11 protein-coding genes are annotated in these 11,873 nt (G+C 70.9%); 4 read left to right on the forward strand and 7 right to left on the reverse strand.

Features of this window, described 5'->3' with window-relative positions:
• Positions 1 to 648 (reverse strand): maleylpyruvate isomerase N-terminal domain-containing protein, encoded by a 648-nt coding sequence (locus FCL41_RS16165; RefSeq protein ID WP_137064677.1) that lies wholly within the window; start codon positions 646 to 648, stop codon positions 1 to 3.
• Positions 645 to 2,381, reverse strand: a complete 1,737-nt coding sequence (locus FCL41_RS16170) for a sensor histidine kinase (protein WP_137064676.1) — start codon at positions 2,379 to 2,381, stop codon at positions 645 to 647. The genes FCL41_RS16165 and FCL41_RS16170 overlap by 4 nt, the downstream gene beginning before the upstream one ends.
• 158 nt (positions 2,382 to 2,539) lie before the next feature.
• Here FCL41_RS16170 and FCL41_RS16175 point away from each other — a divergent pair, with 158 nt between their 5' ends.
• Both FCL41_RS16175 and FCL41_RS16180 read left to right on the forward strand, forming a co-directional pair.
• On the forward strand, positions 2,540 to 3,685 hold the full coding sequence (locus FCL41_RS16175; RefSeq protein WP_137064675.1) for an acyl-CoA dehydrogenase family protein: 1,146 nt from the start codon (positions 2,540 to 2,542) through the stop codon (positions 3,683 to 3,685).
• A 331-nt stretch (positions 3,686 to 4,016) separates the two neighbouring features.
• Positions 4,017 to 4,313: a hypothetical protein gene (locus tag FCL41_RS16180; protein ID WP_137064674.1), complete on the forward strand. Its 297-nt coding sequence runs from the start codon at positions 4,017 to 4,019 to the stop codon at positions 4,311 to 4,313.
• 49 nt (positions 4,314 to 4,362) lie between these two features.
• Here FCL41_RS16180 and FCL41_RS16185 read toward each other — a convergent pair whose 3' ends face one another.
• The 3 genes from FCL41_RS16185 to FCL41_RS16195 are packed head-to-tail and all read right to left on the reverse strand — an operon-like array spanning position 4,363 to position 7,391.
• Positions 4,363 to 5,403 (reverse strand): glutathione synthetase, encoded by a 1,041-nt coding sequence (locus tag FCL41_RS16185; protein WP_137064673.1) that lies wholly within the window; start codon positions 5,401 to 5,403, stop codon positions 4,363 to 4,365.
• On the reverse strand, positions 5,400 to 6,602 hold the full coding sequence (locus tag FCL41_RS16190; protein WP_137064672.1) for a peptidase MATCAP family protein: 1,203 nt from the start codon (positions 6,600 to 6,602) through the stop codon (positions 5,400 to 5,402). The genes FCL41_RS16185 and FCL41_RS16190 overlap by 4 nt, the downstream gene beginning before the upstream one ends.
• A 3-nt stretch (positions 6,603 to 6,605) precedes the next feature.
• Positions 6,606 to 7,391, reverse strand: coding sequence for an N-formylglutamate amidohydrolase (locus tag FCL41_RS16195; RefSeq protein ID WP_137064671.1), 786 nt, complete (start codon positions 7,389 to 7,391; stop codon positions 6,606 to 6,608).
• A gap of 139 nt (positions 7,392 to 7,530) precedes the next feature.
• Here FCL41_RS16195 and FCL41_RS16200 point away from each other — a divergent pair, with 139 nt between their 5' ends.
• On the forward strand, positions 7,531 to 8,265 hold the full coding sequence (locus tag FCL41_RS16200) for a VIT1/CCC1 transporter family protein (protein WP_137064670.1): 735 nt from the start codon (positions 7,531 to 7,533) through the stop codon (positions 8,263 to 8,265).
• A 14-nt stretch (positions 8,266 to 8,279) separates the two neighbouring features.
• Positions 8,280 to 8,843, forward strand: a complete 564-nt coding sequence (gene thpR / locus FCL41_RS16205; protein ID WP_137064669.1) for an RNA 2',3'-cyclic phosphodiesterase — start codon at positions 8,280 to 8,282, stop codon at positions 8,841 to 8,843.
• A 15-nt stretch (positions 8,844 to 8,858) separates the two neighbouring features.
• On the opposite strand, the gene FCL41_RS16210 is transcribed toward thpR, so the two are convergent.
• Positions 8,859 to 9,545, reverse strand: a complete 687-nt coding sequence (locus FCL41_RS16210) for a potassium channel family protein (RefSeq protein WP_239021687.1) — start codon at positions 9,543 to 9,545, stop codon at positions 8,859 to 8,861.
• 9 nt (positions 9,546 to 9,554) lie between these two features.
• Positions 9,555 to 11,861 carry a hypothetical protein gene (locus FCL41_RS16215; protein WP_137064668.1) on the reverse strand — a complete coding sequence of 769 codons (2,307 nt, stop codon included), beginning with the start codon at positions 11,859 to 11,861 and terminating at the stop codon, positions 9,555 to 9,557.
• Positions 11,862 to 11,873: the final 12 nt, after the last annotated feature.

Below are 11,873 nucleotides of genomic sequence, written 5' to 3' on the forward strand. Positions count from 1 at the left end.
TCAGGGCCAAGGCGGCAACGCCGGCAGTCCCGGCCGTCCACGGCCCACCAGCCACGCCAACGTCTGCCGCTCGTCGAGCCCCGGCGGCACCTCGACGTCGGGCGCTCGCTTCGGCAGCCGACGCAGCTCACCGGGCAGCACGAAGGAGACGAACTCGTCCGACCAGTCGTCGGGGGTGAAGCCGAGGCCCAGGTCGACCCGGTGGATCTCCACCTCACGCCACCGGGTGAGGAGCAGGCGCGTCGCGGGCCGCAGGTGCCCGTCCCAGTCGAGGGCGTACGCCCACCCCTCCGGGTCCACCGCGCGCACGGCCGCCAGGCAACGGGCGTCGGCAGCGACGAGGTCGTTCACGAGGGCGCCGACAGGCTGGAGCGCACTGCTCTCGATGTCGGCGGCACGGCCCGACGCTCCCCCGGGGTAGCGCACCGCAGGGGTGCGGGTGCGTGCTCCCTCGGCCATCCGTGTCGTGGAGTCGGCCTGGCGGGCGAGGTGCGCGACCACGTGCGCGCGGTCCCAGCCCGGCAGCGGGCTGGGTGCGTCGACCTGCCGCTGGGTCACGCCCGCCAGCTGGGCCTCGAGGGCAGCGTGGCTGCGGGCCACCTGCTCGATGAGCGCGGGCGCCTCGGCGGGCGTGGGCAGCGGGGTCATGAGTCGGCCGGTGGGAGGAAGAGGCGGACCTCGGTGCCGACGCCGAGCTGGGAGTCGACGCTGACGCGACCGCCGTGGCGCTGGGCGATGCGCCGCAGGATCGGCAGGCCGAGGCCCGTGCCGGGACGCTGGAAGGCGTCGGGGTTGGTGGAGCGGAAGAACTCCTCGAACAGCATCGCCTGGTCGGCCTGGGAGATGCCGATCCCCTCGTCGGTGCACGACAGGACCACGCACTCGCCGTCGCGGCCCAGGCGGAGGACGACGCGGTCGCCCATGTCGGAGTACTTGATCGCGTTGGAGAGCACGTTGGTGACCATGCGGACCATCTCCGACCGGTCGCCCTCGATGGCCAAGGGTCTCTCGTCCATCTCGACCTCGACCTTCACACCCCGCCGCTCGGCCGCCAGCTGCTCCATCTCCACAGCCTCCTCCACGACCTCGATGAGGTCGAGCCGCTCCCGGACGAGCGGGTGGGCGGGGTTGCCCAAGCGGCTGAAGGTGAGCAGGTCCTCCGACAGCCGGTCGAGGCGATGGGCCCCCTTGCCGATGGCCACCAGCGACCGCGCCCAGTCCCGGGGGATGTCCGGGAAGCCCTCGAGCAGCTCGAGGTGGCCGAGGATGACACCGATCGGGTTGCGCAGCTCGTGCGACATCGTCGCGATCAGCTGGCTCCGGTAGTCGTCGAGGCGCACCAGCTCCTCGCTGAGCTCCTGCTCACGGTCGTGGGCGCGGGCGTTGAGCACCGCCCGACCCAGGTCACGTCCGACGTCGAGGGCGGCCACGCTCTCGCTGGCCGTCCAGCGCCGGGTGTCGAAGGAGCGCACGATGACCAGCGTCCCGAGGAGCCGACCGGCCCCGCTCACCGGCACGAGCACGCATGTCCCGATCTTGGAGGCGTCCAGCAGCTCCTCGATCACCCTCACGTGGTCGGCGGCGAGGACGTCGTCCTCCCACACCTGACCGGGCTCGAAGACGATGACGGTGTCGTCGCGCCAGGCCTGCTCGACCATCCGTTCGAGGGCCTCGAAGAGGAAGTGGCCCCCGCGCATCTCGTCGGGGATCACGTCATAGGTGCCCGACTCGCGGAGGTGCACCTGGAAGTCGGTGGCCCCGAACCCTTCGCGCAGGGTGGTCTGCGCGAGCGCCAGCAGCTCCTGCAACCCCATCGCGTTGCTGGCCTGGCGGATCAGCTTGCGGGTGAGCTCGGCGAAGCGCACGCGCTGCAACAGCTCCTCCCGCTCGACCGCGTTGACGACGGCGCGGAAGGCCAGCTGCAGGCAGTCGGACAGCGTCAGGAGCATCTCCGCCTGCGGGCGCCGCCCGTCCTGGGGCTCGTCGAGGTGCACCACCGCCCGTAACCGATCGTCCTCGTCACGCAGCTCAGCCACGAGCACGTCGCCGACGCGCCACGCGTCCGGGCCCGCCACCTCGTCGACGCTCCGGGGGTGGTGACGTTCGAGCAGCGCGTCAGACTGCGGCGTACGCCAGTCGCGCGCGACGAAGGTGAACGCGCCGTACCTCGCTCCCACCCTGGCGATCGCGGCCACCGCGTCGTGGGGCCGGGCCCGGCCGACGAGGCGCTCAGCAGCCTCCGGATCGCCGTGGACGGCGACGACCTCGAGCATCCGGTCGGCGCGCAGCACCTCGATCACGCAGACCCTGAAGGGAGTCAGGTCGGCGATCGCTGCAGCGAACTGGGTCAGCGCCTCGCGATCGTCGGAGCTGCCCCACATGTCCGTCCGCGCGCGGTCGCCCGCGGTCGCAGTCGGTCGCCACCGGTCCATGAGGCACCCCCGTCGTCCCCTATTTGTGCCGCCCCTCACATCAAACAGCGCAAACAGGTGGTTGCCCACCCTTCGGACCCGGCGAATTTCTGGTTACTCTTCAGTACATGACGCGCGAGATCTACAACGAGGACCACGAGGCATTCCGAGCATCCGTCAAGGAGTTCCTCGACCGTGAGGTCGTCCCGAACCTCGACAGCTACACCGAGAACCACGGCCTCACCCGCGACTTCTGGCTCTCCGCGGGCGCCCAGGGCTTCCTCGGCCTGGAGATCCCCGAGGAGTTCGGTGGCTCCGAGGCCGGCGACTACCGCTTCAACGCCGTGCTCACCGAGGAGCTGGCCAAGGTCAACATGACCCTGCCGAGCTGCCTCGGCATCCACGCCGACATCACGGTGCCCTACCTGGTGCACCTGACCAACGACGAGCAGAAGAAGCGCTGGCTGCCGCAGGCCGCCTCCGGCGAGCTGCTCACCGCGATCGGCATGACCGAGCCCGGCGGCGGCTCCGACCTCGCCAACCTGAAGACCACCGCCGTGCGTGACGGCGACGACTGGATCCTCAACGGCTCCAAGACCTTCATCACCAACGGTGGCTCCGCCGACCTGGTCCTGGTCGCGGCCCGCACCGCCCCGGAGAAGAAGGCGAAGGGCATCTCGCTCTTCGCCGTCGACACCACGCTGCCCGGCTTCTCCGTCGGCCGGGTGCTCGACAAGGTCGGCATGGACGACTCCGACACCGCCGAGCTCGCGTTCGACAACGTGCGCGTCTCGAACGACGACCTCGTCGGCCCCCTCGACACCGGATTCATCTCGATGATGCAGTTCCTGCCGCAGGAGCGCCTCGGCTCAGCGATCACCAACCTCGCCCACGCCGCGCAGATCCTCACCGAGACGATCCAGTACGCCAAGGACCGCAAGGCCTTCGGCGTCTCGATCGGCTCCTTCCAGAACACCCAGTTCCTGCTCGCCGAGCTGACCACGAAGATCGAGGTCACCCAGGCCTACGTCGACCAGTGCGTGCTCAAGCACACCCGCAGCGAGCTCACCCCCGTCGACGCCGCCAAGGCGAAGTGGTGGACCTCGCAGGTGCAGTCGGAGGTCCTGGACCACTGCGTCCAGATCCACGGCGGCTACGGCTACATGAACGAGTACCGTGTGGCCCGCGCCTGGCGCGACGCCCGCGTGACGAAGATCTGGGCCGGCTCCAACGAGATCATGAAGATGCTGATCGGTCGCGACCTCGGTCTGTGACCCGGAGGCTCCCGGCCTCCCGCGGTCTGCTTGACGACAGGGCCCCGTACGCCACGGCGTACGGGGCCTTGTCACGCGTGTGGCACCCCCCGTTTCCGGTCCCGCACCCCCGGCGGCCCCGCTGGCAAGACGCGTGGCCCGCGGAACACCCACGTGCTTGGGTAGTCATCCACGCATCTCGGGAGGCGCCACATGCGACGGACCATCGGCCGGGCCACGTCCGGGCTCGCCTGCACGACACTCGCCCTCTCCCCGCCTGTCAAAGGAGGCGCGTGAGGAGGTCGTCGCCGACTACGACGGCCAGCGCGGCCTGCAGAGCAACCGTCACTTCATGAAGGACGCCGAGGCCTGGATGCGCTCCGGCGTCAAGGCAAAGGCCCGCGCTCCCCGTGAGGTGGCCGTCGAGGTCGTCGGGGTGGTCGACGCCGGCGCCGACCAGCTCCTGCTTGCCGCCGTCCGCGTCGACGTGGTCCGGCGCGACGGTCGCTGGGAGCTCGCCAGCGTCTCCGGACCCGCCGTGCGCGGCCCCTTCGACTCCGTCCTCGACACCGTGGCACCCCGGCTCGAGGGTCGGCACTGGCGTCAGCTGCCCCGCACCGGCAACGAGACTCCCGCCGACGAGGAGTAGTCGGGGCGCCGGCCGGGACCGACCGACGCCCCCGCTCCACCTTCGGAGGTCAGCTGGTCGCCAACCGCCGGTTGTCGATCTCCGGGTAGTGGAGTCGCGTGGCGACCTTGCGCTCCAGGTCCTCGATGATGCGCGGAGCGAAGTCCACGCCGTTGAGCTCCTGGGCGCTGCCCAGGCCACCGGGGCTGAAGACGTTGATCTCCATCAGCTTGTCGCCCACGATGTCGAGGCCGACCAGGAACATCCCGTCGGAGACCAGCTTGGGCCGCACGACCTCGACCAGCTCGAGCATCTCGTCGGTCACCTTGACCTTGACCGCCTTGCCCCCGGCCGACATGTTGGAACGGATGTCGCCGCTGGAGTTGACGCGGCGGAAGGCGGCGTACACGCCGTCGACCTCGAGCGGACGTCCGTTCATCACGAAGAGCCGCACGTCGCCGTTGACCGCGTCGGGCAGGAACTCCTGCGCGACCACGTAGCCGTCGCGCGCAATGGCCTCGATGATCTGGTTGAGGTTGGGCGACTCCTTGTCGTCGATCAGGAAGACGCCCGCACCGCCCGAGCCCTGCAACGGCTTCAGGACGGCCTTGCCCCCGAGGTCGTCGACGAAGGCGTTGATCTGCTCCTCGTCGCGCGAAATCAGGGTGCGCGGCCGCACGGCTTCGGGGAAGTGCTGGAAGTACGCCTTCGACAGCGCGTCGGCCAGGCTCGTGGGGTCGTTGACGACCAGCACCCCGGTGCTCGCGATGAGCTGGCCGAAGGCGACGCCGGCGTTGTTGGCCCACGGGGCCGACTCGGCGTCGTCCGCCGGGTCGTTGCGCAGCATGACGACGTCGAACTCCTCGAGCGCGATCAGCTGCTCCACGTCAGGACGTTGCACGTCGGCGAGGTGCTTCTTGGCCGAGCGGTAAGTGGCGGCGTCGCCGGCCCGCGCCTTCGCGGTGAGCGTGCCGTCGGGCTGGTAGGAGAAGTCGCCGATGCCCATGAACCACGCCTCGTGACCCATCTGTCGTGCCGCGACCGCCAACCGGTTGGTGGTGTAGTACTCCTGCTCGGTCTCGATCGCGTTGACCACGAATCCGATCTTCATGCGTGTCCTTCCACTAGTTGGCTCAGGTCTTCCACCCCTGAGGCCCACCCGAGTCGCTCGGTCGACGTCGGGTCGTCCAGGTAGCGCGGCAGCAGCCGCGGCGGTACGAGCGCTTCGCGCTCGGTCAGCTCGGCGATGAGCGGCAGGTCCTCCAGCGAGAACTTGCCCAGCCAGAGCAGGTCGAGGTCGCCATCGTCGGCGAGGTGGGCCAGCAGGTCGACGACGCCGCGCAGGTAGATCGCGTCCTTCGTCGTCCCGCCCGCCCGGAAGACGCGCATCACGGTGGTGAAGGCGCTGCCCTGCGGCACGCCCGCGGTGACCAAGGCGTCGTACGCCTCGGCGAACGACGCGCCGTCGACCATCCGGTGCACGGTGAGGACGCGGTCGGCGAGCTGACGCAGCCGAAAGGGCGTGAGGCCGCCGCAGGCCACCTCCCCGAGCACGGCGAGGCCCTCCTGGGTCTCGTCGTAGCCCGCGAGCCCGGTGCCCAGCACCTTGACCGGCTGGGCGTGGCCGTTGACGTGGGTGACGAGGTGGGTGCCCACCTCGTGGTGGAGCAGGGCGGCGGCGCGGTTGCGCTGCACCACGCTCTCGGGGCCGATCAGCAGCGTGTCCCCGGAGACCATGACGCCGTTGACGTCGGGACGGATCTCGGCGTGCATCTCGATGCCGGGCGCCTGCTCGCGGTAGTAGGCGATCTCCTCGCCTGCCAGGGCGCAGAACTCCTGCGCGTCGAGCGGGTCGGAGGGGGGCTCGACCGACGTGATCCCGGCCAGCACGCGCTCGGCGTGGTCGCGCAGCGACGGGGAGACGCCCCCGTAGAGCTCGATGCTGAGGGCGCGGAAGTCGGCGCTGCCGCGCGCCTTCAGCATCTCGAGCTGCAGGTCGAGCTCACGGTGCTTGGCGCGCAGCAGGTGGCCCAGGGTGCGGTCCTCGACGGTGGTGACGTCGATGCGGGCGAGCTGCTCCGCCAGGACCGTGGGTTCGTCAGCCAGCTCGCGGTAGGTGAAGACCGGCTCGCTCACCCGGCCGGCGAGGAACTCGCGCTTGACCTCCTCGCCGTCGACCGGCGTGATGTGGAGCAGGAAGCTGAAGCTCTCCGAGACCTGCGCGAGGGCGCGGTCGACGGCGAGGTCAGAGCTCGAGAAGGCGCCCGTCGGCGCGGTCGAGGAAGCGCCCGTCGGCGCGTCGGGGGTCATCACTCAACCGAGCTCGGCCAGGGACTTCTCGAGCACCGGCACCGTCGCGGTGAGCGCGGCCCGGAGCTCCTCCAGGTGGTCCTCGCGGAGCTCGCCGGTCCACTCGTCCATCCAGGTCTTCTTGAACTCCAGCGCGAGCACGCAGCCGACCCCGGGATAGCGGGTGTGGACGAACCACGCCAACGCCCGTCCCTTGAAGGCGACGTTCTCGCGGGCGTCGACCCGGTGGCCGCCCACGACCTGTTCGCTGAGGGCGCGGCAGAAGGTGTCCACCAGCGGCCCGAAGATCTCCTGGTTCACGCTGCCCGTGCCGACGTTGACCTCAGGGTTCTCCCCGATGGGCGCGCGCTTGCCGTCCGCGCCGTCGCGCCGGTGGTTGTACGAGTGCACGTCGAGCAGCACGAAGGGCCCGCGCTCGGCGACCTTGTCGAGGCGGCGGCCGAGGGCGGCGTACACCTCGTCGTAGACGGCCAGGCTGCGCTCGGTCAGCTCCTTCGAGAGCGGCGGGTTGCGCCACACGTCGAGGCCCCAGCAGTCGTCGGGCTCGCGGTAGACGGCCTCCTCCCGCGGGCGGTTGAGGTCGACCTCGAAGCGGGAGCGGTGGGTGACCATCCGGCTGGGGATCACCGAGGCGATCCGGTCGGTGTAGGGGTCCTCCTCCCGCAGGCGGGTCGCCTCGTCGAGCACCATCTCGGGGCGGAGCTCGGGGCGTACGTCGTGGCCTGCATGCACCGAGGTGGCGACCACCTGACCGTCCCAGGGGCCAACGAACTGCACGATCTCGTCCATGGGAGGCCACCTACCCCCGACGGGGTGAGGTTGAATCCTCAGCCAGCGCAGCCTCGCCGTCAGCCAGCGCAGCCTCGCCGTCAGCCAGCGCAGCCTCGCCTTCGTTGCAGGACCGTGGGTTCAGGACGACCATGAGGACGTGACCTTCGAGATCGGCACCGACGAGAACCCGCAGCACTGGCACGCCGACCTGGCGGGTGGGGTGTCCGGACGCCTCAACTGGTTGCGCGCGGCCGTGCTGGGCTCCAACGACGGCATCATCTCGACCGCAGGCGTGGTGATGGGTGTCGCGGGCGCCACGTCCGACGAGTCCTCCATCCTCCTGGCCGGCGTCGCGGCGCTCACGGCGGGTGCGATCAGCATGGCGGCGGGTGAGTACGTGTCGGTCTCCACGCAGCGCGACTCCGAGAGGTCGATCCTCGCGATGGAGAAGCTCGAGCTGGAGCGGATGCCCGAGACCGAGCGCGAGGAGCTCGTCGAGATGCTCCGCGACAAGGGGCTCACCGAGGCGACGGCCGAGCAGGTGGCCACCGAACTGCACGAACACGACGCGTTGGCGGCGCACGCCGAGGTCGAGTTCGGCATCAACCCGAACGACCTCACCAACCCGTGGCACGCGGCCTGGGCGTCGATGATCTCCTTCACGCTCGGCGCCCTGATCCCGCTGGTGCTGCTGGCCCTCCTGCCCGAGTCCGTACGCCTGCCGCTCACTGTCGTCGTGGTGGCGGCAGCGCTCGCGGTGACCGGGGCAGTCAGCGCCCACCTGGGCTACAGCCCGAAGGGCCGAGCGGTCCTGCGCAACGTCGTCGGCGGCCTGCTCGCCATGGGCATCACCTACCTCGTGGGGATGCTCTTCGGCGTGACGGTGGGCTGACCCGAGGGCTGCCCGTGCGCTGCTTCGTCGCCGTCGTCCCACCCCCCGTCGCCCTCGACCACCTGGACGACTTCCTGGAGCCGCGCCGCGCAGCCGCTGACTTCCGATGGACCGCTCCCGACCAGGTGCACCTGACCCTCGCCTTCATCGGCGACCTCGCCGAACGCCGTCTCGACGACCTGGTCGAACGGTTGGAGCGGGCGGCGAGCAGGCGGCGTACGACGTCGACGGCGATCACCGGCGGAGGCGCCTTCCCCCACGCAGCCGGCGCGAAGGTGCTGTGGGCCGGGCTCGACCTGGACGAGGACGACGCGGTGGAGGTACGCCGGATGGCCGACGGCGCCCGGGCCGCCGCCAACCGCGCAGGGGCGAAGGTGGCCGGGCAGCGCTTCCGCCCGCACCTCACCGTGGCGCGCTGCGGGCGGCCCACCGAGGTGAGCAGCTGGGTGAAGCTCCTGGACGCCTACCGCGGACCGGAGTGGACGATCGACGCGTTCACGCTCGTCGAGTCACACCTCGGCGAGGGGCCGCGTGGCCGCCCGCGGTACGAGGTCGTGGCTGACTTCCCGCTCGGGTGAAGGGCAGGAGCGGCGTCAGCTGCTGCGGCGCAGGACGGTCAGCCCGACCAGGCGCGAGACCACCATCGCGACGTAGAAGACGCCGATCACCTGCTCGACCATGACGAACGACCGGGCGTGGTCGACCACCGGATAGACGTCCGAGAGCCCGACGCTCGTGAGGGTCGTGAACGACAGGTAGAGCAGGTCGAACCACGCCAACGGCTCGGTGCCGTCCGGGCTGGTGGCGCCGACGAAGGAGCCCGGCCACACCACCTGGACGGCCGCGTACAGGTAGGCGAACGCCCAGGCCACCACGGTGAAGGCCGCGCCGGTGGCGAAGAGCTCGTCCTTGGTCACCGTGTCGTCGTGGAAGAGGTGGCGCAGCATCGACCACGACACGAAGAGGTAGAAGGGCACGTGGAAGGCCGCCGAGACCAGCACCACCGGACCGGAGTCGGGGGCCATCGCCTCGGCCACAGCCAGGCCCATCGCCGGCAGTCCGAGCAGGATCGCCACCCAGGTGAGCATCTGGGTGCGCCGCACGACCATCACGGCCGCGAGCACGGCGACCATCTGGAAGACCCCGGCCACCGCCCGCCCCACGGTCGACTCGTCGAGGCTCGGGTAGGAGAGCACCACCAGCAGCTGGGCGGCGAGCAGCACGGCCGAGGGATAGCGGGCCATGAGTGCCGGCAACGTACGCCGCTGGTCGGTGTCCACGTCGCGATCCTAGGGCCGAGCGTCCCTCAGGTTGCGCGCCATCTTCATGGTCATCACCATCTCCCCGAAGTCGGCGCGGGCCTTCGCCCGGACCTCGCGGGGGGTGATGACCCCGTTGTCCGCGAGGCGCACCAACCAGGGCTCGAGGTTCTTGGCCCGCACCAGGTAGCGGCCCGGAGCAACCGGCTCGACGTCCCAGTCCGACAGGTCGTGGGCCAACGAGAGGTGGGCGCCAGTGAGGAGTTGGATGCCCTGGACCTCGGGCACCCTGCTGCTGAGCAGGTGCGGAGCGATCCACGCCGGAGTCGTGAGCGCCGAGTGGAGCGGTGACGCCACCTGGTTGACCACCACCGCGCCATAGGTGATGTCGTCGACCCACGTGAGGAGACGGTCGGTGGCGACTGCGGCCTGCGCGAAGGGGTCGAGGTCCTCCCGCGCCTCGGCCCATCCACAGGTCGCGAAGTCGTGAAACTCCACTCGTGCGCCCTGCCCCTGCATCCGGAGGCGTGGGCTGTCGCCCTCGAGGTCGCGAGTGAGCACGTCGAGGGCGTCCTCGGTCGTGTAGGGGATCTGGACCACCCCCGCGGTGGACCCAGGTCCCGTCCAGGCGACCGCTGCCGTGAGCAGTCGCCGCGTCACCGCCGGGGCGACGCCCCAGCGAGGCAGGATGCCGCCGTGGCCAGGCCTGCGGTCCCACTCGAGGAATGGCTGCTCCGGCACGAAGGACATCACCGTGCACGCCGCCACCGGGGAGGGCGTGAGGTCCTCAGCCGTCGGAACCTCTGAGGGGCCGACGTGGGCCACCACGCCTGAACGCTCCAGCTCGGCCACCACTGCTGCCAGGCGCGCAGAGAAGTCGCCGTTGACCAGCATCCAGGTGCCACCGGCTGTGGGGCGTACGTCGACCCGGTCGACAGGGACGCCCTCCGCGTCGAGCGGGTAGGGCCGGGTCTCGGCGGCAGCCGCCACGGCGTCCTCCACGACAGCCGCTGCGGCACGCCGGTCAACTCCCTCGACCGTGACCCGCAGGTCGACCCATCCGTGACGGGCGCGGCCGCGTACGCCCGTCCAGTCGACCTCGACGCGACCCTGCCCCGGCTCGGGGGTCGAGTCGTGCCATGGCACGAAGGCGGGTTCGGGTGGGCTCTCCTCGTCGTCGTCCTCCGCGCTCAACCAGTGCGTCGAGTCATCGCCGGGGCAGAAGAGGTCAGCCCGGCAGGGGTCGCCGGGAAAGGGGCCGTACGTCCGTCCCGTGCGCGGCGTGACCTGGGACACGCGGGGCAGCACGGCGGCACCGAAGTCCGCCCGCGCCCGCGCCAGCACCTCGGTCGGCGGCCCCTCGGGGGCGAACCACGGGTCCAGGTCCCGGGCCTCGACGAGGAACCGGTCGGGGGCCACCGGGCGTACGTGCCACCCGGTGAGGTCGCTGGCTCGCTCCAGCTGGGCGAGGTTGAGCAGCTGGATGCCCTGCGCGTCCGGGATGTGGGAGCCCCAGAGCCCGGGGTGCTGACGCCAGTACCCGTGCGGACCGTCGCCGAACTCCGTCGCGCCGGGGAAGACCTGACGTACGCAGCCGTAGTCGAGCTCCAGCGCCGCCTCCACGAGTCGGTCGCGGGCGGCGTCCACCAGCGTCGTTGACGGTGCGGCTCGATCGAGGTCGGTCAGCGCCATGCGCCCGAAGGCGTCGAAACGCACCAGACGGCGCATCGCGCCCAGGTGCTCCGGCCACGCGGCGAGCAGGAGGCGCAGGGGATTGCGCTGGAGCTGGAGCGCCGTCACCTCGGCGGCGTCGGCTGCGGTCACAGGGACGGACGAGACCCGGCCCACGGTCATCGGGCGGCCGGCGGCCGCGACCCAGGCGGCGGCCTCCCGCAGCAGGCGTGCGGTGGTGGCGGGGTCGAGGCCCCACACCGCCTTGGGTCGACCGTCGGGGTAGGCGTCGAGGGGAGCCGGGCCAAGCGCGTACGCCATCACTGCCGCTGGGAAGGCCACATCGCTCAGGGTCTGGGGCGTGGGGTCCACCGGCGCTACCGTGATCCGTACGTCGTGCCCCCGCTCAGCCAGCCAGGCTGCCATCCGGTCGGGGGCCTTCGCGCCGTCGTTCACGCTGGCCAGCCAGACGTACGTCCCGCCGCTGGTGGGCAGGACCTGCCCGTACGTGTCTCCCGCCTGCGCCAACGCCTTGGCCACGAGGTCGGCGGCGGAGTGGCGATCGAGTCCGGGGACCGTCACCCACAGGTCGATGCCGACCCGATCCTGGCTGCTCCGTCGGTACTTGCGTTGGGCGATCGCTTCCTTGTCCACCATGTGGGTCATGCACGCATCGTG

The sequence above is a fragment of the Nocardioides jishulii genome (genome assembly GCF_006007965.1).
In the GTDB taxonomy this organism is placed as follows: domain Bacteria; phylum Actinomycetota; class Actinomycetes; order Propionibacteriales; family Nocardioidaceae; genus Nocardioides; species Nocardioides jishulii.